Below are 24,525 nucleotides of genomic sequence, written 5' to 3' on the forward strand. Positions count from 1 at the left end.
TTGATCCTTGCTGAAACTTTATAATAAGTGATCTTTTGTTGAGTTTTACATCTCAACCTCTGAGTTATACATTGATACTAAACAAAAGGGTCTTGAAGACACCGCTTCAAGACCCTTTCCAAAACTATTACAATACGTACTTTTCTTCTTCGATTACTTTAGCAGCAATTTCACGCTTAAGAGCTATTAAATTCTTTGGAGTATAGCGTGTTAACTTACGTAATGCTGATAGCATCATACGGAGACCATCTCCTGATTCCGTTGCAATTAAAACTTCTTTAGCTTCAGACTCGATGCGATTAAACGCCTCTTGGGCATAAACCTGAGTCATTAAAATCTTTTGCCTTTCTTTATCTGCACCATTTTTGTTAATGGATTTTTCTGTACGAACTAACGCTGATTCCATATTGTAAATTTCACCAATAATATTAGCGATATTTACAAGTATTTCTTGTTCATCCTCAATCTTAGCCGCATATTTTTGCGCAGCTAAGCCGGCAACGAATAGTCCAATTTTCTTGGCGTTTTTAACTAAATATCTTTCTTGATCTAGCGGACCGTCCCCAATCTCTTCTGGCACCATCATCATAAGTTCCTCTTGAAGTCCCTGTGCCTTTTGAAGAATTGGCAACTCACCTTTCATTGCCTTTTTCAATAAAGTTCCTGGAACGATTAAACGGTTAATTTCGTTTGTTCCTTCAAAAATGCGATTGATACGTGAATCGCGGTATGCACGTTCAACTTCATATTCTTGCATAAATCCATAACCACCATGAATTTGAACAGCTTCGTCTACTACATAATCAAGTACTTCTGTACAAAATACTTTATTTAGAGAACATTCAATAGCATATTCCGCAATAGCATTAGCCACAGCTTTTCCATCATTTAACTCTTCTTGAGTTAATCGGCCCATGGCTTGCTCAAAAAGTCCAACTGTACGATAAACTGAGCTTTCATTGGCATAAATATTGGTTGCCATCGTTGCAATTTTTTCTTGTGTTAAAGAAAAGGAAGAAATGGAACGCTTAAACTGTTTACGCTCGTTTGCATATTTAACAGCTACCTCTAGCGCACGTTTAGATCCACCAACAGCTCCAATGGCCAATTTATAACGACCAACGTTTAAGATGTTAAAAGCAATCACATGGCCCCGACCAATTTCACCAAGTACATTTTCAACAGGAACTTCAACGTCTTCTAAAATTAAAGTTCGAGTACTAGAGCTCTTGATTCCCATTTTCTTTTCTTCTGGTCCAGTTGAAACTCCAGGGTAGTCACGTTCAACGATAAAAGCTGTAAACTTATCACCATCAATTTTTGCATATACAATAAATATATCAGCAAATGCAGAGTTTGTAATCCACTGTTTCTCCCCATTTAAAACATAGTGAGTTCCAGCTTCATTTAACTTGGCTGTAGTTTTTGCGCCCAAAGCATCAGAGCCTGACCCAGGTTCTGTCAGCGCATATGCAGAAAGTTTTTCCCCAGTTGCAAGAAGTGGTAAATAACGTTGTTTTTGATCTTCGTTACCAAAGAATACAATTGGAAGAGATCCAATTCCCACATGTGCTCCATGTGTTACAGAAAATCCTCCTGCGCGTGAAAATTTTTCTGTAATTAAGGATGAACTAATTTTATCTAATCCAAGACCACCATATTCTTCAGGCACATCAGCCCCTAGCAGCCCTAATTCCCCTGCTTGCTTTAGTAAAGCTACAGAGTGTTCGAATTCATGATTTTCAAGGTTGTCAATTTTTGGAACAACCTCTCCAAGTACAAAATCCTCTGTTGTTTTCGCGATCATTAAATGCTCATCGGTAAAATCCTCAGGCATGATCACATCCTCTGGAGCGACATCCTCAATAATAAAACTACCACCTTTAATGACTTTTTCCTTAGTTTCACTCATTCTGTTTTCCCCCTTTTATAATAGTTCGAATACACCAGCAGCACCCATTCCGCCACCGATACACATAGTTACAACACCAAATTGAGTATTTCTACGCTTCATCTCATGGATTAAGCTTAAAGTAAGCTTAGTTCCTGTGCAGCCAAGTGGATGACCAAGTGCAATGGCTCCACCATTTACATTTACTTTATCAGGATCAAGTTCTAGGACGCGAATTACGCGAAGTGCTTGCGAAGCGAATGCCTCGTTTAACTCGAATAATCCGATATCTTCAAGGCTCAATCCCGCTAACTTCAAAGCCTTTGGAATAGCTTCTATAGGTCCAACCCCCATTATTTCCGGCTCAACGCCAGCTACAGCGAAGGAACGGAATTTAACGAGTGGCTGGAATCCCTCCGCTTTTGCTTTCTCATGCTCCATAAGAAGAACACTAGCAGCTCCATCACTCATTTGAGAGGAGTTACCTGCTGTAACAGTTCCTTTTAAAGAAAAAGCAGGACGTAGTTTACTTAAGACCTCAAGTGTCGTATCTGCACGGACACCCTCATCTTCTTGGAAGAGAACTATTCTTTCCACAACTTTATTATCTGGTCCAAGCTGACGTTGCATAACTTCTACTGGAACAATTTCATCCTTGAATTTCCCTTCTTGCAAAGCCTTAGCGGCACGTTGGTGGCTAGTCACAGCAAATTGATCCTGATCCTCTCTTGAGATTCCAAATCTACGGGCTACTTCCTCTGCAGTATGACCCATGCCCATGTAGTATTCAGGAGCATTTTCTACTAATTGCACATTAGGTTTGATTACATGTCCTCCCATAGGCAATAGACTCATAGATTCAGCTCCACCTGCAAGAATGGTGTCGCTATGTCCCAACATGATTCTTTCTGCTCCATAAGCAATACTTTGAAGCCCTGAAGAGCAATATCGATTAATTGTAATGGCCGGAATCTTATGAGATAGCCCTGCAAGAGCTGAAATATTACGCGCCATATTCATTCCTTGCTCTGCTTCAGGTGTAGCACATCCGATGATGATATCATCAATATTTCCTTCATAGTTCCCTGCACGTTTTAAAGTTTCCTTTATCGTAAGAGCTGCTAAATCATCTGGTCTCGTATTGGCAAGTGTTCCCTTTTTTGCCTTTCCCACAGGTGTTCGTGCACCTGCAACTATAACCGCTTCTTTCACAATCCTTCCCCCTTTGCAAATTTGCAAATTCTACAAAAACTAGTTACGAAGAGGTTTCCCCTTAACAAGCATATGTTGCATGCGTTGTTGAGTTTTTGGCTCTCCTACGAGACTCAAAAATGCTTCCCTCTCTAAATCCAATAAATACTGTTCATCTACAAATGTTCCATATGGTAGACGGCCGCCAGCTAAAACGAAGGCAAGCTTTTGAGCAATTTTCAAATCATGCTCGGAAGCATATCCCCCAAATCCAAGCATCTTGGCACCTAACAACATTGCGGCATAGCCAGATTCACCCACGACTGGAATCTTGTCTCGTTTTCGTGGTTGATAACCAGCTTTCGATAATGCAAGGACCTTCTGTTTAGCATCATGTAATAAGTGATCTCCATTGACACTAACGGAATCATTGTTATCTAAAAATCCATTTTCTCTAGCTTCTTCCCCAGATGTTGAAACTTTAGCAGTAGCAATTGTTTCAAAGACTTGATTGGCTACATCTTGCAGATTAAATTCAACGTCTCTTGGGAGGTTCTTAATATGTTTAAGGTATAATTCTTTGTTGCCTCCACCTCCAGGAATGAGTCCTACACCTGCTTCAACAAGACCCATATAAGTCTCTTGAGAAGCTTGAATGGAAGCTGCCGGAAGACAAACCTCAGCTCCTCCACCTAGAGTCATTCCAAAAGGCGCTGCCACCACTGGCTTTTCTGAGTATTTAATATTCATCACCGCATTTTGGAACTGTCGAACCACCATTTCAATATCGAAGAAATTATCGTCCTGAGCTTCCATAAGAATCATGGCTAAGTTAGCCCCTACACAGAAGTTCTTCGCTTGGTTTCCTATGACAAGTCCCTCATAGTTTCTACCTACTTCTTCTACTGCAAAATTGATCATTTCGATAATGTCAAACCCAATCGCGTTATTCTGTGAGTGGAATTCCAAACCTGCAACTCCATCTCCAAGGTCAATTAAACTTGCACCTGTATTCTTCTTGATAACGTCTTTTGTTTCTTTTAATTGTTTTAGGTTAATTACCTTTTTATTAACATTCTGTTGTTGGTATTCTCCGTTATGGTAGAAGGAAACGTTTCCATTTTCTTTTTTATAGAATGTTTCATTCCCTTTGGATAAAAAATCTTCTACCCAACCTGGAATATCTTCGCCTTCTTCTTTCATTCTTTCAACCGATTTTCGAACACCAATTGTATCCCAGGTTTCAAATGGTCCAAGTTCCCATCCAAATCCCCAGTGCATGGCTTCGTCAATAGCGGTGATATCATCCGCTATTTCTCCAAGCAATTCTGCGGAATATAAAAGAGCTGGCTTCATAATTGACCATAATAAATCTCCTGCACGATCCCCTTTGGCATGTATGAGAGCCTTAAGCTTTCGTTTAGAACCTTTTTCTTGTTTTGCCATCTCAGTTGCTGCTGTTTTTAATTTTTTTCTTTCCACATATTCCATTGTAGAAGGGTCTAATTCAAGAATTCCGCTTTCCTTTGCTCCCTTTTGCTTTAAAAAGAACCCTTGACCAGCTTTTGCACCAATCCAGCCTTGATCTTTCATCTTGATCATAAATTCTGGAATTTCAAAAACTTCTTTTTCCTTACCCTCAACTTGATCGTATACATTTTTTGCAACATGAATAAAGGTATCTAGCCCTACTACGTCCAATGTACGGAAAGTAGCACTTTTTGGACGACCAATTAATGGTCCAGTTATAGAATCTACTTCACCTATGCTGTATCCACCTTTTAGCATTTCTTGGACCGTTACTAAAAGTCCATAGGTTCCGATCCGGTTAGCAATAAAGTTAGGAGTATCTTTCGCTTCTACGACACCTTTTCCAAGAATGTCCTCTCCAAATTTTTTTATGAAGGAAAGAACTTCTGGGTCAGTATATTTTGTTGGAATAACTTCAAGCAATTTTAAGTATCTTGGTGGATTAAAGAAGTGTGTTCCTAAGAAATGCTTTTTGAAATCCTCTCCTCTATCTTCCACCATATCATTGACTGAAATCCCAGAAGTATTTGAGCTAACAATAGCTCCTTCTTTACGGTGTTTTTCAACCTGCTCAAACACTTTTTTCTTGATGTCAAGGTTTTCAACAACTACTTCAATAATCCAGTCAACTTCAGCAAGCTTTTCCATATGGTCTTCCATGTTTCCGACCTCAATTAGATTCAAATGTTTCTTTGAGGTAAGAGGAGCTGGTTTCTGTTTTAAAAGTTTTTGTTTGTTAGTGAAACTTATACGATTCCGGACTTGAGGATGTTCAAGAGTCAAACCCTTATTCTTTTCCTCCTCAGTTAGTTCACGAGGCACGATGTCAAGCATTAACGTTGGAATACCAACATTCGCAAGATGCGCCGCAATCCCTGCTCCCATCACTCCTGATCCGAGGACAGCAGCACGTCTAATTTTACGCTCCATTCCATTTCCCCCTTACAAATAATTTCGCATTCTTGAATGAACACTCATTCATTTTATAAATAAAAAATATATGGATGTTTCCATCCAGTATCTATTCCTACTATAAAATATTTTCAGATATTTCGCAATCCATTTCCATTGATTTTTTATTAAACGTTTACAATTTTCACCGTGAATCGGTTTGAGTCAATTAGAAAAGCGCAAACAGTGACCGTTTCCCACTGCTTGTTAACACTCAAAGGCATGATCAAAAAGTCCTTGAACCAACCGGACATTTACTCTTCACCAACAAGGATGAAAAATTTAATGTTTTATTTTCATGGGAGTTTATCCTTCATTTAAGACTTGAAGTGGGGGGTATTGCCCGTTCATGCCGTATAAATCTGATATTATCATAAAGGGCTGTCGATACACTCGACAACCCAAATTTTTATTTTCCAAACACACCTTTTAAGACAAATGCAATATTGGCTGGACGCTCTGCTAAACGACGCATGAAGTAACCATACCAATCGGACCCATATGGAAGATAAACGCGCATTTTGTATCCTTCTTTAGCAAGCTCCTCTTGTCTCTCTGTTCTTATTCCATAAAGCATTTGGAATTCAAATTGATCTCTGGAGATATTATGTTCTTTTTCCAGTTGCTTTGTATATTCTATGACATCATCATCATGAGTAGCTACAGCAGTATAATTCCCATTTAATAAATGCATTTTAATAATCTTTTTAAAGTTGTCATCTACATCTTTTTTGTCAGGAAATGCAACTTTTGGTGATTCTTTATAAGCACCTTTTACCAAACGTAAATTAGGTGAAAATTGGTTTAAATCCTCGATATCCTCAGCAACACGAAACAAGTAGGCCTGTAAAACAGTTCCCACATTATCATACTCTTTGCGAAGTTCTTTAAAAATATCTAATGTTTTCTGGTAACGTTCATAGTCCTCCATATCGATAGTCACAAATATGCCATGTTCTTTACCAGCATCTAAAATTTTTCTCATGTTTTCCATTACGAGATCTTCTGAAATATCAAGACCCATAGAGGTCATTTTTAGAGAAAGCTGGGATTCTAATTTATTCTCAGCCATAGCACGAATGGCTTTCACACATTCATCTGTACGTTCCCTAGCTTCTTTTTCATTATCGATAAACTCCCCTAAATAATCGACAGTTGTAACTAAACCCTGTTCGTTTAGTTTACGAATAACCTCCACAGCTTGCTCAATCTTTTCTCCAGCAACAAACTTCTGCGCCCCAAACTTCAAACCATATTTTTTGGCTAACTTTGTAAAAAATTTGTTTTTCGATAAAAATAAAAAGAAATTCCGAAGTAATTGCTCCATCCAAACCCCTCCCACAATTAGAAAACCTTTAACGAAAGCCTTTTGCACATAGAAAAAAGTCCCATTTTCTATTTTAAATAAGAGAAAAACCAAGACAACTCTCATTTTATCATCTTTTTTTAAAAGTGAATATCTAATTTTTCACAATTTTTCTAATTTGAAGTTGGATATTTTTAATCAGCATACTCTACAAATCAAGAGAAAAACTATACTTGTAAGATGAATTTTCAAGGAGGAATTGCCCTATGCAACAACAACAAATGAACCAGGGTCAAATGACTATGATGCCTCAACCACCAAACATGGTAAGTGGTAAGGATCAGCAATATATAACAGATATGCTCTCATGGAATTTGAATGCATGTAAAAAAGCTTATTTTTATGCTCAGCACTGTCAAAACTCCGAGATTAAAGCAGCAATTGATCAGGCTGGACAAATGCATCAACGCCATTATGAGCAAATTCTTCAACATCTTAACCAAAATCCGAATCCAACCATGAGCTAGGAGGGCTTATTAAAATGAATCAACAAATGATGAATCAACAGCAAAGTCAAAAGGTTCAGAACCCAGAAACAAGCATTCAGAAAACACCTCAAATGAACGAACGCGACTTTATGAATGATATGCTAGCAACCGAAAAATATATGACTCATGCATATGACACAGCGTTAAACGAAGCAAGTAACGATGCATTTTATCAAGAGCTAGTAGCTATTTATAAAGAAACTCAAGACTGTCAGCGAAATATGTACAATACCATGTTTAAAAATGGATGGTATGCGTTAGAGCCAGCTCAACAACAAAAAATGCAGCAGGCCTATCAGCAGTTTTCCGGTTATAAAAATCAACTTCCCTATGGTGCACAGGGTCAAACACAATAAGGAAATACAGGATGTCCCAAGTTACGGGGCATCCTTTTTTAGCAGGAACAAACCGTGAACAGCCTCCATAGGTGTTGAGGTTTTATTCAATAAAACTAATTTTTTTGCTCAAAATTTATGGCATATGCTCAAATTGTAATGCCTATGGTAAGAATTCATGATTCATGCTCGGCTTTCTAACCTCTTATGCTCAAATTTGAGTTTTTAATGCTCGGGTTTTTAAACTCTTTGCGCGGTTTTATTTCTCTATGCTCAAAACAAAAAACATATGCTCAATAACTAGGTTATAAGCTCAGTTACGCAACAATTAATACGCAAATTTTCAACTTACCTTAATAAGAAAAGCGCAAGCGCCCTTAATCATCGACGTAAGGCGGTGATGTGGGTCACGTAGGCGTTGCCACACGATGTGGCGGTGAGATCCTCCGAGATAAAGGAAACACGGTTCACGAGGCGAGTCAGTTCGGTGTTGCGACAAATGTTTTCGGTGGGCCGAGTAATCGGATAACCGAACCTCCATCATCGATGTTAACTTATCGATGGAGAGGAGGGAACCGACTCTAGTCGATAGGGCGCTGGAGCTAGACAAATTTTATAATTTATCTTGTAAAACAAAAACCCAGGCATCCAATAATGCCTGGGTTTTTTTAATCATTAAGCTACTACATCATAGCCTTGTTCTTCAACAGCTTTATTCATTTGATCAATTGTTGCTTTTGATTCATCGTACTCAACTTCCACTTTTCCTGAAGCTAAGTCAACCTCTACACTTTCCACTCCGTCTAACTCAAGAAGTGCTCCATTTACTGCTTTTTTACAATGATCACACGTCATTCCTTGTACATTTAAAGTTGCTTTCATAACTAAACATCCTTTCCCTTAATAAAATTTTTTATAGTTTAACTCTTTTCAAACGAAGAGAGTTAGACACAACACTAACAGAACTGAATGCCATTGCTGCCCCAGCAATCCAAGGAGCAAGTAATCCAAGGGCTGCTATTGGGATACCAGCACTATTATAAGCTAGTGCCCAAAATAAATTTTGGCGAATATTTCCCATTGTCTTTTGGCTTAGCTTAATCGCTTTAGCGATAAGGTGAAGCTCTCCACCTAAAATAGTTAAATCTGCTGTTTCTATAGCAACATCTGTTCCGGTACCAATCGCAATACCAATGTCCGCTAAAGCAAGTGCCGGAGCATCATTAATTCCATCTCCGACCATCGCCACATGCTTCCCTTGTTCTTGAAGTTCACGAATATGGTCTGCTTTTTCTTCAGGGATTACTTCAGCAATGACTCTATCAATTCCGACTTCTCGGGCTATTGCTTCGGCAGTTGCTCGGTTGTCCCCAGTTAACATCACTAGCTCAATACCCATATTTCTTAATTCAAGTAGAGCATCTTTTGCAGATTCTTTTACAGTATCTGCAACCGCGATTAAACCTACACACTCACGGTTCACAGCAATAAGCATAGCTGTTTTCCCTTGATGCTGCATACTTTCCAGCTGTACTTCAAACGAATCACACGATATAGATTCTTCTTTTAGTAACTTGCGAGTTCCAACAATGACTTCTTGACCATTTACCTTTGCTTTTATTCCATGACCAGGTATAGCATCGAATTCTTCTGACTCTACCAACTGTACATTTTTTTCCTGAGCATATTGAACAATGGCATCTGCAAGTGGATGTTCAGAGCTTTTTTCTGCACTAGCAGCTAAAAGTAAAATCTCATCAGAACCTTCGTAATTTGTAACTTCAGGCTTTCCTTTTGTAATAGTCCCTGTTTTATCAAAAACAATGGTGTTAATCTTATGGGCTGCCTCTAAATGCTCCCCACCCTTAAAGAGAATTCCATGTTCTGCACCTTTACCTGTACCAACCATGATGGATGTAGGTGTGGCTAAGCCTAGTGCACATGGGCACGCAATTACTAAGACTGCAATCGCAGCTTCTAATGCCAGCGGCCAGTTTCCTGGGTTTACTAAGAAAATCCATACTGCAAAGGTTAAGAACGCAATACCTACTACTATAGGAACAAAATATCCACTAATCACATCTGCCATTCTTTGAATAGGGGCTTTTGAGCCTTGAGCTTCCTCTACAACTTTAACGATATTGGCTAAAGCAGTATCTTTTCCAACACGTGTCGCTTTTACCTTCAGCGTTCCATTTTTGTTAATGGTTGCTCCAATAACTGTATCTCCTTCAAGTTTTTCCAGAGGAATAGATTCTCCTGTAATCATCGATTCATCAATCGCAGATCGCCCTGATACAACTTCTCCATCAACTGGGACTTTTTCTCCTGGTTTCACAAGTATCAAGTCATTCACTTGAACTTTTTCAATAGGAACTTTTTTCTCTTCTCCATTTACTATGACAGTGGCTTCTTTCGCTTGTAGGTTAAGAAGCTCTGAGATGGCTTTCGTTGTGCGACCTTTTGCCATCGCTTCGAAGTATTTTCCAAGTAAAATGAGAGTAATTAAAATAGCACTTGTTTCAAAATACAAATGCGGAACATATTCAGGATTTCCAATGGTTCGTAAGGCCTCAACTAAACTATAAAAGTAAGCTGCACTTGTTCCACCGGCAACTAATACATCCATATTGGCACCGCCATTACGAAGGTTTTTATAGGCACCATCGTAAAACTGCCAACCGATTATAAATTGGACCGGAGTTGCTAGTAACATCTGGAACCAAGGATTCATAAGGAACATTGGCCCATTTAAACCAAAAAAGTGATCAACCATAGAATATAATAGTGGCAAAGAAAGTAAGGCAGAAATAATAACTTTATTTCGTTTGTGTGCTAGTTCTTCTTCCTTTTCGTTTGCCTTATCTTCCCGATCCTTTTTCAAAGTCATTTCATAACCAATCTTCTTAACTTTCTCCATTAAGTCTTCTTCCGTTACAACACCATCAAAAAAACTAACAGTAGCTGCTTCTCCAGCTAAGTTTACAGTTGCGTTTTTAACTCCAGGCATTTTATTTAGTACTTTTTCGATCCGGGACGAACACGCAGCACAAGTCATACCTGACACGTCAAAATCTTGTTTTTTAATTTGAACCCCATAACCAATTTTTTCGATTTTGTTTTTAATATCATCGACTTTTACTTGGGTATCATCATACTTCACAGTGGCTTTTTCCATAGTCAAGTTCACTTGTGCTTCTACACCATCCATCTTATTTAAGACCTTTTCAATTCTAGATGAGCAAGCCGCACAAGTCATACCTGTAATTCCCAAAGTTACTTGTTTATCATTTCCCACAATTTACACCTCCTACGACTTAGAAAACTGCTTCACAACTTTCATTAGCTCATCAATTGCTTCTTCGCCACTTCCTGAATGAATGGCGTGTGTGACACAATGATGCGAGTGACGTTCAAGCAATGAAAATCCAACATTTTTTAAACCGGCATTGATAGCTGAAACTTGAACAAGAATATCAACACAATATCGGTCTTCTTCTACCATTTTCTGAATCCCTCTAACTTGACCTTCAATCCTTTTCAAACGATTGATAAGCTTTGCTTTTTCATCATCACTTCTTGGATTAACGGGTTTCTTATGAGGTGAAGATATAAAGTCTATATCCACTTCATAATCCTTTGAATTCACGTCTTTCACCTTCTTTTTCTTATTATTTTTCATATTGTTTTCTTAATAATTACTATACCCCCCTATAGTATTATTTTCAAGTATTTTCACTTAACGTTCATTTTTTTGACAAAAACAAAGCTTTTTCGGTTAAAATTCACCGAAAAAGCTTTGTTTTCACTTTATTTTGCTTTATTTATAGCTACTACAAGTCTATCCTCAATAACTTTAGCCTTTTCCTTAAGAGCGGGGTCATCAATATTCTCCATAAACATCGTAGGCTTTGGCATACCTATATAGTTCTTATCTCCATTTTCATAGACAACAATCTTACATGGAAGGAAGTAACTAACTAAGCTATTTAGGGATAAAACCTCTTTTGCTTCTTTTGGATTACATACTTCTAAAATTCGAAAGGTTTGATCAAAATCAAAACCCTTCTTATTTAAAGTTTCCTTAACATTGAAATCCCACAGGACTCCGAAAGAATCTTCCTTAAGTTCTTTTTCTAAATCTTGAACAGCTTGGTCCAAAGTTTTTTCTGTTTCCACAGTAAAATGGAACATTTAAGTATTCCTCCTTTTGCTCAATTATTTTCACCTTAATTATACCCTAAACGGTATTAATTAAAACTAATATGCTCAATAGAAAATCTTTCTTTTTTTCATGAGGGTACACTAAAATTGGGGAAAACAAAAAGGTTGAATTTTTTACCCAATATACCTATTATGGTATATACAAGGTTCTTGAAAGAGGTGAGAATGATGATGACCATTACAAATGAAGCAAAATCTGAATTGGAAAGTATTTTAGAGAAAAACCAAGCCACTGGCATACGCTTATTTATGGCTGGTATTGGCTGAGGAGGCCCACAGCTAGGGGTGGCTCTGGATGAGCCATTAGAAAATGATGAAGTGCATACCGTTAACTCCATTAAAGTTGCCATTGATCCTAAAATTTCAAATATGGTGAATGGCTTAGTTTTAGATAAAAGATCCCACGGATTAGTATTAACTGGCGTGCCAGATAGCGATTGTTAATAGGGGAAGCTCACTCTTTCAGGGAGTGGGCTTTTTTAACGTATCCACTTCTTGGGAGCATTTACTTACAGATTTTCCGAACGGGGAAGCCCACTCCTTTAGGTGTGAAGCTAAAACAAGACATAAATCCATAAAATCGGACAAAAAATATCGTCAACCCCTGAAAGAACCTAAAACTAAAGAACGAGATCAGCAACTGGCAGATATGGGCTTTCTGAATATGGACTACATAAATTCGTGAAGGATGTACAAAGAAAGATTAAAGAACACATTGGAAGTTTCGAAGCCCCAAAGCATGCGTCAAAAGCTTTTCAAGCAGTTGTGAAACTGCATTTTAATCAAGCAAAGAAGTTTCCCTTTTCCGTCAATTAGGAATGACAGTAGGACCCACACTATATGCTGGATTTATGTTTTTAACGCCAGGGAACAAAGGCTATAGTGGACTCTTCTGAACGGCCTTAGCTATATCAATCATGGCTCTTATCGTAACCCGTTGAATTAAATTTAAAAGATAGACTGAGTGTGGGGACACCCCACACTTTTTTTGACAAGATAAGAAAATTTGTCTAGCTCCAGCGAAAAAGCTTCCTCCAGTAATCTTCGAAGTTTTTGCCCCGAGTAAAGAAAGCTACTTAGAGCTACTTCGCAGAAACAAGTGCTTTTCTTGTTTCGAAGGGCGCTTGCGCTTTTCTTATTGCTTCAAGCATGGGCATGTTTTAGCGCTAAACGAATAATCGTGTATAACACCTCTTCCTAATTGATATGCTTATAAAAAGACATTTTCGCTATAAATCAGAATCATTACGATTTACAAATCGGAATCATTACGATAAAATGAAGAACAGATTTCTGAGAGGAGAATATTTTTATGAAGCGATCACTTGGAGTTATACTTTTTTTACTCCTATTTATAGGAGGATGTGGAAGTTCATCGTCTGAGTCCTCTGACGATAAGCTCCAAATATATACGACCGTTTATCCTTTGCAATTTTTTATTCAAGAAATTGGTGGGGAATTCATAGAATCGGAAACGGTATATCCAGCAGGAGTAGACGCTCATACTTATGAGCCTACTGCCAAAATCATGACAAAATTAGCGGAGGCTGATGCCTTTATTTATATTCATCCTGAATATGAAGCATTTGCAGCACAAGCTGAAAAAGCATTAAAAAATCAAGAGGTTAAAATTTTTTCCATTCATTCTCGTGAGGAGCTGTTTGATAATGAAACCCACGCTAATGAAGAAGATGGGCATAATCACGGAGAGTTTGATCCCCATATTTGGCTGGACCCCATTAGAGCAAAAGAACTTGTTGAGGTTTTAAAAGAGGAACTTGTCACTTTGGATCCGGAACATAAAGATTTTTTTGAGGAGCGTACAGAGAAATTAAAAGGAGAACTTGACCAGATCCATCAAGAATTTGTGGATTTACTTTCAACAAAACAAGAGCTTAAAATCCTTGTGTCCCATGCTGGTTATGGATATTGGGAATCCCGGTATGGTATTGAGATGATTGCGGTACAGGGAGTTTCTACAAGTGATGAGCCATCTCAAAAAGAGTTGGAACAAATCATTAATAAAGCACAAAAGAATGATATGGAATACCTCATCTTTGAACAAAATATTCAATCTAACGTTTCAGACATCCTTCAATCTGAATTAGGGTTAAAAGCCCTCACAATTCACAACCTAGAAGTATTAACTGAGCAAGATCATAAGGATGAGGAAGATTACTTTTCTATCATGAGAAAAAATCTAAAAGTATTACAAAAAGCTTTAAAATAATCGAGGTGAACTGGTATGTCTGATCCTATTCTTTCCATTCAGGATGTTTCATTCGTATATGAACAAAAACCGGTATTAGAGTCAATTAATTTCGAAATACAGCGAGGATCATTTGTGGGACTTGTAGGCCCAAATGGATCAGGAAAAACTACTTTGATCAAATTGATTCTAGGTCTGCTGCGTCCTCAAACAGGGAGCATTCAACTTTTTCAAACTCCCATCCAAAAGTTTCATGATTGGAGTAAAATGGGTTTTGTCTCACAAAAAGCGAATAGCTTCAATGCTGGTTTTCCAGCTACTGTTTCTGAAGTTGTCTCAACTGGCCTGACTGCCAAAATAGGCTATTTTAGATTCTTTTCTAAACAGGATAAAGAAAAAGTGAAGCAGGCATTGAATCAAGTGGAAATGTTGGATTATCTAAACCAAAACATTGGAAATCTCTCTGGCGGGCAACAGCAACGTGTTTTTATAGCACGTGCTTTAGTGAGTGACCCTGAACTCTTGATCCTCGATGAGCCTACTGTTGGAGTTGATCAGGAGCATGTTCAAAAATTCTATCATCTCCTTGCAGAGTTAAATAAAAAGCGAGGAATCACACTCTTGCTTGTAACACATGACATTGGGACGGTTACCTCCTATGTTTCCCAAATTGCTTGTTTAAATAAATCTTTGCAATTTCACGGAGATCCAGAGAGTTTTGCAGCCTTGTCAGATCAAGAGGTTTCAGATTTATATGGGCATCCGCTTCATGTAGTGACCCATCACGACCACTAGGAGGGTTGTAGGATGATAGAAAGTTTTTTGCGTTTTGATTTTTTACAAAATGCCTTTTATACAGGATTATTAGTCGGTTTCTTAGCCCCCTTACTTGGGACATTTATAGTTGTAAGGAGGTTATCTTTGATTGCAGATGCTCTTTCACACGTTACCTTGGCTGGAATTGCCTTTGGCTTATTCTTTGAGAAAAAGACGGGCATTACAGGAATCTCACCTTTATATTTTGGTATGGGATTCTCCGTAATTGGGGCTATGATGGTTGAAAGATTAAGAAGTGTGTATAAAGCTTATCAAGAATTAGCTATCCCAATTATCCTTTCTGGAGGAGTCGGTCTAAGTGTTATCTTTATCTCTCTTGCCGATGGATTCAATACAAATGTAATCAATTATTTATTTGGGACAGTTTCAGCAGTAAGCCGCTCGGATTTATGGATGATTTTAGGAATCACTATAATTGTAAGCCTTATTGTATTTCTTTTTTATAAGGAATTATTTATGCTTTCTTTTGATGAGGAACACGCTGTAGTTTCAGGAATTCATGCGAAACGAATTCACTTTTTATTTATTGTATTAACGGCCTTAGTTATTGCTGCTTCTATACGAATTGTAGGAGTTCTTTTAGTTTCTGCACTCATGACTTTACCAGTGGCAGCAAGCATGCGAATTGCCAAGGGTTACAAGCAAACCTTATGGTTATCCATCTTATTTGGGGAAATTTCTGTAATCACAGGAATAGTGAGTGGTTATTATTTTGAAATTCCTCCTGGAGGAACCATTGTTGTTACTGCTATTTTTATATTAATAGCAGTCATCACTGGAAATAAATGGGTTAATAATAGAAGGAGGGCTATCTCATGAATTTAAACGAAGCATTAGACCTTCTCAAAAATAGAGGATACAAATACACCGGAAAAAGGGAAGATTTTTTACGTTATTTGACAACGGAAAACAGCTATCGTACTGCAAAAGATCTCCTTGAATTTATGCAAAAAACCGATCAAAACGTTAGCGTCGATACAGTATATCGTAATCTTCACTTATTTACCGAACTAGGAATCGTAGAAACTACTGAAATGGATGGAGAGAAATATTTTCGCGTCACCTGTGATTCGAATCAACACCACCATCACTTCATCTGTAAATCCTGTGGAAAAACAAAAGAAATACATCTTTGTCCAATGGATAGAATTAATAAAGAGTTAAATGGATTTGAAATAGAGGACCACAAATTTGAAATCTACGGAAAATGCCCAGCTTGTGTGTAAGATGAAGAGTACTTTTAAGGGGGAGGAAATCATGCAGAAAATTGTACTAGCCATTGGTATTGGCGGATTTATTGGGGCGATAAGTCGCTACGGAATGTCAATTGCTTTAGGTTCAATCATCCCTTCCCCTTTTTCCATTTGGTTCGTTAATATGATAGGCTGCTTCCTCCTGCTTTTCTTTATCCACTGGAAAAAATCATTTCCTAAATGGATACGCATAGGTATTGCAACAGGGATCATTGGAGCATTCACCACATTTTCTACCTTTATTGTTGACTTCATTCTGTATTGGAACCAAGGGGAGTGGTTATTAGGTTCCATCTATTTTCTAATTACTATTATCGGAGCAGGCATAGCTTCCTATGTGGGATACTTATTGGCGCAGAAGGTAAATTCTAAACAGCAAGTTGCTCAACATAAACTATGAAGAACGTAAATAGGTGGGGATCATCATGATTTCTTTGGTCGTTGGATTGAGTGGCGCTTTGGGTGCCTTAAGTAGATATTATTTAGGTTGGATAGCAAATGATCGATATTCCATTCCTTTTGGCACATGGATCGCTAATGTTTCTGGAGCCATTCTTCTTGGAATTCTAACCAAAGTACATCTTTCTAACCCATCATTTTTATCAGAATCCTATTGGGGTTTTTTAGCCATTGGCTTTTGCGGGGCTTATACTACTCTTTCCACATTTAGCGCAGAAACATTTGCTCTTATTCAAAAAAAGCAATATAAAAATGCCATAATCTATACAGCAAGTACTCTTTTGGTAAGTATTATCATTGTTGCAATGATAATAGGGTTCGGAGAGTTCTGACAACTCCCACAGCTAAAGCAGTGGGGTTCTAGGATACTAACAAGCTTCTCTGTAAAAACCTCCCCCGATATCCCCTTATTTGGATTTTGTCCACTCCGAATCAATCTCTATCGATGCCGCTTTGAGCATCGTATAAGCTGGACAACGCTTCTCTAACTCGCTTCTAATGCTCTGAATTTGTTCATCAGATGCATCAGTACTAATTTCTGCTTGAACCTTTATATTTTGAAAATAAGGGCGTACACCTCCCATTCCTTCAAGACCATCCGTATTTAATGTTCCTTCGACTGAGAAATCAACAGAGCCCATTTCTACTCCTTGTTCTTTAGCAATCATATGAAGCATCACATTTTCACAACCTGCTAATGAAGCCAGTACATATTCCATTGGATTTGGACCTGTGTTTGCCCCACCAAAATTCTCTGGCTCATCGATAACAATTTGATGTTCTCTAACTTGAAAAGTGGATTTCGTTTTTTCTCCTGTACCATTTACTTTTAAGGTTTGTAATGACATTATTATCACCTCACTCGGGATTATTTTGTGAAAGTGAGCACAAGATATACCATGCTTTTTTACCAACATCCTACTTTTGTACTTTTGAAATTTCTTAAAAATAAGCTACAATGAAATGAAAGTTTAACAATGATATTTTAACCACAATTGGGGAAAATATATATAACATTTATTTATAAAATCTAATTTTACAATGACAAACTGTGGGAGAGTTTTATCGAGTATGAAATTACAAAAGGTCCTCTCTAAATTACATATAGAAACGAAACTTGAATTGGAAATCACTCATATAGCAGGTGATTCAAGAAAGGTTATACCTGGCACTCTTTTTGTTGCCATCAATGGGTATAGTACAGATGGACATAACTTCATTAAAGAAGCCATAAAGAAAGGGGCTGTTGCAATAATCGGGGAAAAACAACACTCAGAAACACACCCTGTCCCCTATTTTGAAGTAGAAAATAGTCGTTATGCCCTTGCACTATGCGCAAAAACTTTTTACGCACACGAAAGAGATCTACCAACCATTATTGGAATCACAGGAACCAATGGAAAGACAACAACTTCTTTTTTAATAAAACACATACTTGAAGTACAGGGGTATAGTTGTGCCTTATTTGGTACAATTGGCTATACCGTAAATGGAACGAATTACGAAGCCTCAAACACTACACCAGATGCACTAACTCTCTATAAACTGCTTGGGCAGTCAAATGATGAGTTTGCCATCCTTGAAGTTTCCTCTCATGGAATCCAGCAAGGTAGAGTATACGGTCTGGAATTGGACTATGTATTGTTTACAAACTTAGATCACGAACACTTAGATTACCATCACTCTATGGAAAACTATTTTCAGGTAAAAGCTTCTTTGTTTAAACAGTTAAAAAAAGATGGTCATGGTATTATTTTTTCAGGACAGTCCTGGGGGAAAAGACTAGTGCAACAACTCCAAAACAAACATGAGGTAATTTCTATAAGTGAATCTGATGATGCAGATTTAAAGATCGATTATGAAAAGAAGCAATTAAAATGGCAAGATCATTCACTTGCCTTTCAACCATTACTTCCTGGAAAACATAATTTTATAAACATATCCATGGCAGTTGAGACCTGTCGACTTATTGGACTTTCTCTTCCCCGTATTAAAAATGCGCTAGAAAAAAATCTATATATCCCAGGCCGCTACGAAATTTTTGCCCATCCAAATGGTGGATTTATAGTAGTTGACTATGCCCATACATCTGATGCGCTTCAAAAATTGTTCCATTCTATTCAAGAACAAGGGGCTGAAAGAATCATCCATGTCTTTGGGTTTCGTGGTGGAAGGGATAAACTTAAGAGAAAAGATATGTTTAGGCAAAGTACCAATATATCTCATCAAACGATACTAACCTGTGATGATCTCTATGGGGTAGAGCCTCAAACTATGTTTGGGGAGCTTTTGGACCTTTATCTAGAAGAGAAAAAAGAAAACTCACGAATTATTTTCGATCGCACCGAAGCCATTACTTTTGCATGGGAACTTGCAGAAAAAGGAGATTGGATCGTGATTACAGGAAAAGGGCATGAACCCTACCAACAAGATTTTCAATATCCTGTTAAATCAGATTTAGATATGATTAAAAAATTATTAGGAGAACTAGAAAAGGAACACTCTGCACTTTGAGTGTTCCTTTTATTGCAGATAATACAAATAGGCTATAATGATAGCAAGGTCCGCCAATGAGTGACTGACGATGGAACCTACTATTGTTCCGCTTTTTTGACTATAAAAGGACCAAAAGATACCTGCAAGAAAGACAGGAATGACCATAATGACGGAGAATGGAAATGCAAATAAAAACATTAAAGGTATCAAATGGTAAAGACTATAAAAGCTACTAGTAATAAGGGAAGTTTGTAACAAATTGTATTTTCCAAATAATCGGTTTTGCATATCGCCTCTCCAGTAAAGCTCCTCTAAAATAGGGTTTAAAAAAACTAAAAAAAGAATTAGCCACCATTTTGTTTTTCCAATAAATCCCCAGTCACGTAAAATTTCATTCATTTGCGAAAGATTGATTCCGTCTTTTTTAAGTAAAGCAAGCCCTACATAAACAAAAAGAAAAAATCCTATACCTATTCCTAATCCCATGAACCAGGTTCGCAAAGATTTCCCTTTAAAATAGGATTTGATTGGAACTTTTGAAAGGAGAGGCAAAATAAGAAGCCACCCATAGAAAAGAATAAATGTGAGAACTAAATTTTGGAGAATCACAAGACCAATCCATAAAAGGATGGTTGGGCCAAAAAATCTAATGAGCATCATCAGAATCCCTCCACTTAGATTTAGTATACCTTACTTATTTTGTGTTAGGATTAGGATAGAGAAGGTACTGAAAGGAGAAAGCATATGAACCAAATTTTATTTATTGAAACAGGTATGGGAATAGATGTACATGGTCAAGACATAACAAAGGCTTCTGTTCGCGCTATAAAAAATGCTATTCATTTTAACTCAATGCCAGGAATAAGATCGGTTTTACCAGAGAATTCTTTAGACAATATGGTCGTAAATGTGAAGCTAGCTATCCCCTGTGATCAAGAGAAATTGGATATCAGTGAAATTAAAAAAGCTATTCCCTATGGTACGGTCCATGTGAATGTCATGGACGGCGGCATGCTTACAACTAGCGGCATTGTCTTAGAGGATAAAGATGATAAGAATGATCTTATGTATATAGTTGTCGCCTCTGTTGAAGTAGGATATTAATGGGAAAGGAGAAGGAATCTAACCTTCTCCTTTTTCTTATCTATTTCTTTCTGGAGAGATTTCTTCAGAAAACTCAACACTAGCCGGAGTCATTTTTTGGTTCTGAAGCATATTCTGAATAGGCTTCATCATATTCATTGACTTGTCATTTCTCCTGAAAAGTCCATAAACCATAGCCCCGATGCTACCTACACTTAGAAGAGTGTACATCATCCCGCGCCCGCGACGACGACGTTTACCCATATTCATCATTTTCATCATGGATGTCATTGATCTTAAGTTCATTAGTAATACACCTCTTTCTGTTTTTTCCCCATTTTTATTTTTTACGACCACATTCGGATTATGTAGACAAGGTTTTTCCAAAAGTAATACCCATTATTTTCATATTGAAAAGAACCTTCAAAATCCTTATCATGGATCTATTGTTGATACAAAAAAGGGGGGATCCTATGTCGAAAAAACTCGTTATTGTTTGGTTTGCGATCATTGTCCTATTATTTGGAATGGGTAGCCTTGCAAATGATGAAGGAGAAGAAATAGTTGACTATAAGTCTTCGATTGAAATTGAAAATTAAAGGGTGCCACCAATTTATGATTTGGGGCACCTTTTTAATTACTGATTCTTCTGTTTTACGAGTTGCTTTTCAGCCATGCTGATCAATTCTTTCACCATGTTCCCGCCTATTTTGCCACCAATGTTTCCACCGATACGACCGGCATCTTCTGCACGAATATCCCCATTATAGCCATGTTTTAGAGAAATGCCTTCTTCTTGAGCAATTTCATATTTACTCACAGTTTTAACATTGGATTCCACTTTTTGTTTTAATTGGTCTAATCCTTTACGAGCTTCGGGAACTAAGATTTTATTTCTACGTCCCATAAAATCTCTCCTTTATACCTTTTTCTTTACCATTTGTTCCTCTGCCATTTTTATGAGTTCTTTCACCATATTTCCACCAATGTTTCCACCTATTTTACCTGCATCCTTTGCTTTAATATTGCCGTTATAACCGCGGTTTAACGGAATTCCTTCCTCTTTAGCCACTTCATACTTTGCTTGTTCAGGAGTTTGACTTTGAGAAACTTTTGCTTTTAATTGATTAAGCCCTTCTCTTGCATGAGGGACAAGAATTTCATTTCTACGTGCCATTATTCATCAAAACCTTTTCTAGGGATTGGTTCCCCTTCTTCACTGGCTAAACCACCACTATTTTCAACTCGATCAATTCCCGCTTGAATTTCACCCTCCATATACACATCTGACGCCTGCTCATGGGTTATTGCTAAGCCTTGTTCTGTGTCATCCTCACTTCTATATTGATTAGGATGATAATTGGTTTCTGCTACTTTATCTGAATCACGTTGTGATACTTTTTGTCTCTTTTCCACTTTAAAAAACCTCCTTTTGTTCCTAGCTTTTGTTTTTAATAAAAAATTATTAGAGCATTGAACTACCTAAAATTTTATAAAGTGAAACTTCAATCAGTGAGGGTCCCAACTGATTCGAATCGTTGTTAACTTTTGCCCGAGTAAACGCAGTAAGGAGAGCTACTTAGACTTCTTGGCAAAAAAAGTGCCTTTTTTTGTTTCGAGGGGTACTTCCGCTTTTCTAACGTGTAAGTTCACTTATCTTAAAATTATTTAAGTTTTTTTTTAGATTGATTTAATAATATAAGCGTATATCAAAAGGGGAAATTATTTATTTAAGGAGGGAAATCATGGGAATTTGGTGTATTAGAATTGCAGCTGTTTATTTTATGGTAGGAGTAGGAGTAAGTATGGGTATTTTTATGGAATCAGCGGGTGACCATACTCTAGTGGGAGTCCATGCCCATATAAATTTAGTTGGATAGGTATCAATTGCAATCTTTGGTCTTATTTATCACTTTTTTCCGAAATTATCACAAAATTGGTTGGGGAAGCTTCACTTCTGGGCTTACAATATTTCGTTACCACTGTTTATGATCGGGCTAGCTAATCTTCTCTATGGAAATGAGGGACTTTTACCACTTGTTATCGTTGGAAGCAACGTGTTATTAGTTTCTGTTGTGTTATTTGTTATTAATATATTGGTCAATTTACGAGGAACAACTTTAACTATAAATACAGATTCATCAAAGAAATCTTCTCTATAATATACTTTATTTGGAACAACTCTCATGGTAAAATTTCAGTATATTCTGAAAGTAGGTGAGAGAGTGTTTCGAAGAGCTAAAATAATGGTTGTAGACAGCAATGAGTATAGTCTTAATCAGCTATATGACTGCCTGTCTAAAGAATTTTTTAATGTGCTCTGTTTAAGTGATGGAAATAAAGCACTTATAGAAGCAAAAAAAGAGGAACCCGATTTTTTTATTCTCGAGATAGATATTTCATCATTGGATGGGATTGATTTATGCCAAAATATAAGAAAGTTTTCAGAATCGCCCATCCTATTTTTAAGTACAAGATCAAGTAATTTTGATAAAGTCTTGGCTCTTCGCTCTGGTGCTGATGATTATATGACAAAACCATATAGTCAAATGGAACTTGTAGCTCGAATGAAGGCTCATTTGAGAAGAAGTCGAATACATGGCTCTTCTGCTGGGAAAAGTCACTTATTTTATGCTGGTGTATTTAAAATGAATTTAGCGACTCAAAAGGTTGTTATTGAGGATAGAGAAATCGATCTTTCTGTGAGAGAGTTTCATATTTTGTATCAATTAGCACAGCATCCTGGAAGAATATACAGCATGGAAGAACTATATGAACTCGTTTGGGGAAATCCTTGTGTAGGTGATTTAAGAACGGTAATGGTACATATTAGTAATCTTCGAAAAAAATTGAAAACAAATGTAGATGATATAGAAATCATTGAAACTGTAAGGGGAGCCGGATATAGGTTTAACGAGAAAGTTTTAAAGCATTTTTCAAAAATTTAAAATTCTGAATTTCGAACCGTTCGACTTTTAATAGAAGACTCATTTATCGATAAGCAAACATGGACATCATCATGTTTGCTTTATATTTTAGTATCAGAATTTATAAGTTGTTAGAGAATTTGTCTAACTCCAGCGAAAAAAATTCATCGAATAATCTTCAAAGTTTTTGCCCCAAGTAACCGCAGGAAGAAAAGCTTCTTAGAGCTTCTTCGCAGAAATAAGTGATTTTCTTGTTTCGAGGGGTACCCTATCGACTAGAGTTGATCCCCTAATCTCGAATCGATAAACTAAGATAACACTCGTTGAAGCCAGACAAATTTTAAACTTTATTATCTTTCAAACATGGGAACCCCATTTTTTTCTCAAACTTATAAATAGCTCAACTAAAAATACCAGCTTATTTAAAAAGCTGGTATAATAATACTAAAGAAAACCTTTTCATTCCTCAGAAGAAAAATTAATTTCATCTGAATTTTGGAATACTAGGTTTACCTGTTCCCGTTGTTCCATCTCTTCCATTCCAAAATCTGGATTCAGCAGAGTGTTAATATCGAGCTCCCGTTCCGTTTTCTTATACATAATCTTCCTCCCTCTATACTTGGTACTCCTATTTTTACCATTTCTACAAAAAATAATCGGAAAGGAGCGATGATTCTAATGTTTAAAAAGAGAATGAGAAACGATCGTCATTCACCTACACAGACAGAAGAAAAAATCACCTATCCAACAGAGTATGTATCCATTGAACGTTTACGAAAAGCTATACACAGCTATGGGGATCAACTGCCAAAAGGTATACCTTTACAAATTATTATTAAGGAAGACCGAACCATTAACTATTCCTTGCTTGCTCCATTTTTAAAAGCAATTCCAAAGGATAACTATTATATGTCTCGTGAAACTTACGAAATTTTTGAAGAAAAAGATAAAGAACTTGCGGTTGAATTGGATATGGTCCAAGTAGCCGTGGATAATTATATACGACAAACGAAGGAGCTTCCCATTATAGAGGGAGACCCTTATCGAAAAGTAAGCTTTTTTAAATTAGAAAAGTTAGATTTAATTGAAAAGCGACCGGATCGTGACTATTTTATTTCAAGAGAGGAACATTTAGTTACCTTTAGGCATCCTAAAACCGGATAATTTTATTTTGAAAGAACCGAGCTTGACGCTGGGTTCTTTTTTTATGGGAATTATGTCATCCTGCTGATGTCCGTGCGTCTATTTGCCTTGTCCGTGCGTCCCTTTCCGCGATTTGCGCGTC

At 37.2% G+C, this 24,525-nt stretch carries 30 protein-coding genes; 15 read left to right on the forward strand and 15 right to left on the reverse strand.

Annotated features, from left to right (window positions below; genetic code table 11):
* Positions 1-127: 127 nt before the first annotated feature.
* From RZN25_14750 to RZN25_14765, 4 genes are all read right to left on the reverse strand, one after another.
* A complete protein-coding gene (locus RZN25_14750) occupies positions 128-1,912 on the reverse strand; it encodes an acyl-CoA dehydrogenase family protein (protein ID MEQ6378075.1) in 1,785 nt (594 codons plus the stop codon).
* Between the two features lie 15 nt (positions 1,913-1,927).
* The gene (locus RZN25_14755) at positions 1,928-3,103 is read right to left on the reverse strand and encodes an acetyl-CoA C-acetyltransferase (GenBank protein ID MEQ6378076.1); all 1,176 of its coding nucleotides are present in this window, start codon (positions 3,101-3,103) and stop codon (positions 1,928-1,930) included.
* Positions 3,104-3,142: 39 nt separating this feature from the next.
* Positions 3,143-5,542 carry a 3-hydroxyacyl-CoA dehydrogenase/enoyl-CoA hydratase family protein gene (locus RZN25_14760; GenBank protein ID MEQ6378077.1) on the reverse strand — a complete coding sequence of 800 codons (2,400 nt, stop codon included), beginning with the start codon at positions 5,540-5,542 and terminating at the stop codon, positions 3,143-3,145.
* A gap of 430 nt (positions 5,543-5,972) precedes the next feature.
* A complete protein-coding gene (locus tag RZN25_14765) occupies positions 5,973-6,890 on the reverse strand; it encodes a proline dehydrogenase (protein ID MEQ6378078.1) in 918 nt (305 codons plus the stop codon).
* Between the two features lie 245 nt (positions 6,891-7,135).
* Between RZN25_14765 and RZN25_14770 the strand changes: the two genes are divergently transcribed.
* Entirely contained in the window at positions 7,136-7,396 is a 261-nt protein-coding gene (locus RZN25_14770) for a hypothetical protein (protein ID MEQ6378079.1), read from the forward strand.
* Between the two features lie 29 nt (positions 7,397-7,425).
* Positions 7,426-7,773 (forward strand): spore coat protein, encoded by a 348-nt coding sequence (locus tag RZN25_14775; GenBank protein MEQ6378080.1) that lies wholly within the window; start codon positions 7,426-7,428, stop codon positions 7,771-7,773.
* 654 nt (positions 7,774-8,427) lie between these two features.
* Here the strand turns inward: RZN25_14775 and copZ are convergent.
* From copZ to RZN25_14795, 4 genes are all read right to left on the reverse strand, one after another.
* On the reverse strand, positions 8,428-8,634 hold the full coding sequence (gene copZ, locus RZN25_14780) for a copper chaperone CopZ (GenBank protein ID MEQ6378081.1): 207 nt from the start codon (positions 8,632-8,634) through the stop codon (positions 8,428-8,430).
* A gap of 31 nt (positions 8,635-8,665) precedes the next feature.
* On the reverse strand, positions 8,666-11,050 hold the full coding sequence (locus tag RZN25_14785; protein ID MEQ6378082.1) for a heavy metal translocating P-type ATPase: 2,385 nt from the start codon (positions 11,048-11,050) through the stop codon (positions 8,666-8,668).
* Between the two features lie 12 nt (positions 11,051-11,062).
* Entirely contained in the window at positions 11,063-11,380 is a 318-nt protein-coding gene (locus tag RZN25_14790) for a metal-sensing transcriptional repressor (protein ID MEQ6378083.1), read from the reverse strand.
* 182 nt (positions 11,381-11,562) lie between these two features.
* Complete coding sequence (locus tag RZN25_14795) at positions 11,563-11,946, reverse strand: DUF302 domain-containing protein (GenBank protein MEQ6378084.1); 384 nt, start codon at positions 11,944-11,946, stop codon at positions 11,563-11,565.
* Positions 11,947-12,261: 315 nt separating this feature from the next.
* On the opposite strand from RZN25_14795, the gene RZN25_14800 reads away from it, so the two are divergent.
* The 7 genes from RZN25_14800 to crcB all read left to right on the forward strand — a co-directional run bounded on the left by RZN25_14800 (position 12,262) and on the right by crcB (position 17,066).
* Positions 12,262-12,420 carry a hypothetical protein gene (locus tag RZN25_14800; protein MEQ6378085.1) on the forward strand — a complete coding sequence of 53 codons (159 nt, stop codon included), beginning with the start codon at positions 12,262-12,264 and terminating at the stop codon, positions 12,418-12,420.
* An 868-nt stretch (positions 12,421-13,288) separates the two neighbouring features.
* Positions 13,289-14,206, forward strand: a complete 918-nt coding sequence (locus RZN25_14805; GenBank protein ID MEQ6378086.1) for a zinc ABC transporter substrate-binding protein — start codon at positions 13,289-13,291, stop codon at positions 14,204-14,206.
* A 15-nt stretch (positions 14,207-14,221) separates the two neighbouring features.
* Positions 14,222-14,980, forward strand: a complete 759-nt coding sequence (locus RZN25_14810) for a metal ABC transporter ATP-binding protein (protein MEQ6378087.1) — start codon at positions 14,222-14,224, stop codon at positions 14,978-14,980.
* Positions 14,981-14,992: 12 nt separating this feature from the next.
* Positions 14,993-15,841 carry a metal ABC transporter permease gene (locus RZN25_14815; protein ID MEQ6378088.1) on the forward strand — a complete coding sequence of 283 codons (849 nt, stop codon included), beginning with the start codon at positions 14,993-14,995 and terminating at the stop codon, positions 15,839-15,841.
* A complete protein-coding gene (locus RZN25_14820) occupies positions 15,838-16,248 on the forward strand; it encodes a Fur family transcriptional regulator (protein ID MEQ6378089.1) in 411 nt (136 codons plus the stop codon). The genes RZN25_14815 and RZN25_14820 overlap by 4 nt, the downstream gene beginning before the upstream one ends.
* A gap of 31 nt (positions 16,249-16,279) precedes the next feature.
* Positions 16,280-16,675, forward strand: coding sequence for a CrcB family protein (locus tag RZN25_14825; protein ID MEQ6378090.1), 396 nt, complete (start codon positions 16,280-16,282; stop codon positions 16,673-16,675).
* A 25-nt stretch (positions 16,676-16,700) separates the two neighbouring features.
* Positions 16,701-17,066, forward strand: a complete 366-nt coding sequence (gene crcB, locus RZN25_14830; protein MEQ6378091.1) for a fluoride efflux transporter CrcB — start codon at positions 16,701-16,703, stop codon at positions 17,064-17,066.
* A 75-nt stretch (positions 17,067-17,141) separates the two neighbouring features.
* On the opposite strand, the gene RZN25_14835 is transcribed toward crcB, so the two are convergent.
* Positions 17,142-17,582, reverse strand: coding sequence for an OsmC family protein (locus RZN25_14835; GenBank protein ID MEQ6378092.1), 441 nt, complete (start codon positions 17,580-17,582; stop codon positions 17,142-17,144).
* Positions 17,583-17,805: 223 nt separating this feature from the next.
* Here RZN25_14835 and RZN25_14840 point away from each other — a divergent pair, with 223 nt between their 5' ends.
* Complete coding sequence (locus RZN25_14840) at positions 17,806-19,248, forward strand: UDP-N-acetylmuramoyl-L-alanyl-D-glutamate--2,6-diaminopimelate ligase (protein ID MEQ6378093.1); 1,443 nt, start codon at positions 17,806-17,808, stop codon at positions 19,246-19,248.
* A gap of 9 nt (positions 19,249-19,257) precedes the next feature.
* Here the strand turns inward: RZN25_14840 and RZN25_14845 are convergent, their stop codons facing one another.
* Positions 19,258-19,890, reverse strand: coding sequence for a type II CAAX endopeptidase family protein (locus RZN25_14845; GenBank protein ID MEQ6378094.1), 633 nt, complete (start codon positions 19,888-19,890; stop codon positions 19,258-19,260).
* Positions 19,891-19,974: 84 nt separating this feature from the next.
* Here RZN25_14845 and RZN25_14850 point away from each other — a divergent pair, with 84 nt between their 5' ends.
* Positions 19,975-20,334 (forward strand): Lin0512 family protein, encoded by a 360-nt coding sequence (locus tag RZN25_14850; GenBank protein MEQ6378095.1) that lies wholly within the window; start codon positions 19,975-19,977, stop codon positions 20,332-20,334.
* A 36-nt stretch (positions 20,335-20,370) separates the two neighbouring features.
* Here the strand turns inward: RZN25_14850 and RZN25_14855 are convergent, their stop codons facing one another.
* Positions 20,371-20,619: a hypothetical protein gene (locus tag RZN25_14855; GenBank protein ID MEQ6378096.1), complete on the reverse strand. Its 249-nt coding sequence runs from the start codon at positions 20,617-20,619 to the stop codon at positions 20,371-20,373.
* Between the two features lie 167 nt (positions 20,620-20,786).
* Here RZN25_14855 and RZN25_14860 point away from each other — a divergent pair, with 167 nt between their 5' ends.
* Positions 20,787-20,912, forward strand: coding sequence for a hypothetical protein (locus RZN25_14860; protein MEQ6378097.1), 126 nt, complete (start codon positions 20,787-20,789; stop codon positions 20,910-20,912).
* A 38-nt stretch (positions 20,913-20,950) separates the two neighbouring features.
* Here RZN25_14860 and RZN25_14865 read toward each other — a convergent pair whose 3' ends face one another.
* Genes RZN25_14865 through RZN25_14875 form a run of 3 tightly spaced genes read right to left on the reverse strand, consistent with a single transcriptional unit; the run spans position 20,951 to position 21,729 of the window.
* On the reverse strand, positions 20,951-21,220 hold the full coding sequence (locus tag RZN25_14865) for an alpha/beta-type small acid-soluble spore protein (GenBank protein ID MEQ6378098.1): 270 nt from the start codon (positions 21,218-21,220) through the stop codon (positions 20,951-20,953).
* Between the two features lie 12 nt (positions 21,221-21,232).
* Positions 21,233-21,490, reverse strand: coding sequence for an alpha/beta-type small acid-soluble spore protein (locus RZN25_14870; GenBank protein ID MEQ6378099.1), 258 nt, complete (start codon positions 21,488-21,490; stop codon positions 21,233-21,235).
* Positions 21,490-21,729 (reverse strand): YozQ family protein, encoded by a 240-nt coding sequence (locus RZN25_14875; protein ID MEQ6378100.1) that lies wholly within the window; start codon positions 21,727-21,729, stop codon positions 21,490-21,492. The genes RZN25_14870 and RZN25_14875 overlap by 1 nt, the downstream gene beginning before the upstream one ends.
* Before the next feature lie 329 nt (positions 21,730-22,058).
* On the opposite strand from RZN25_14875, the gene RZN25_14880 reads away from it, so the two are divergent.
* Together RZN25_14880 and RZN25_14885 are read left to right on the forward strand one after the other, a co-directional pair.
* The gene (locus RZN25_14880) at positions 22,059-22,193 is read left to right on the forward strand and encodes a hypothetical protein (protein MEQ6378101.1); all 135 of its coding nucleotides are present in this window, start codon (positions 22,059-22,061) and stop codon (positions 22,191-22,193) included.
* Positions 22,194-22,538: 345 nt separating this feature from the next.
* Complete coding sequence (locus RZN25_14885) at positions 22,539-23,261, forward strand: response regulator transcription factor (protein ID MEQ6378102.1); 723 nt, start codon at positions 22,539-22,541, stop codon at positions 23,259-23,261.
* Positions 23,262-23,699: 438 nt separating this feature from the next.
* On the opposite strand, the gene RZN25_14890 is transcribed toward RZN25_14885, so the two are convergent.
* Positions 23,700-23,840 carry a hypothetical protein gene (locus tag RZN25_14890; GenBank protein MEQ6378103.1) on the reverse strand — a complete coding sequence of 47 codons (141 nt, stop codon included), beginning with the start codon at positions 23,838-23,840 and terminating at the stop codon, positions 23,700-23,702.
* A gap of 78 nt (positions 23,841-23,918) precedes the next feature.
* Between RZN25_14890 and RZN25_14895 the strand changes: the two genes are divergently transcribed.
* Entirely contained in the window at positions 23,919-24,404 is a 486-nt protein-coding gene (locus RZN25_14895; GenBank protein MEQ6378104.1) for a DUF3939 domain-containing protein, read from the forward strand.
* The last annotated feature ends 121 nt before the right edge of the window (positions 24,405-24,525 follow it).

The sequence above is a fragment of the Bacillaceae bacterium S4-13-56 genome (assembly GCA_040191315.1).
Lineage (GTDB): Bacteria > Bacillota > Bacilli > Bacillales > JAWJLM01 > JAWJLM01.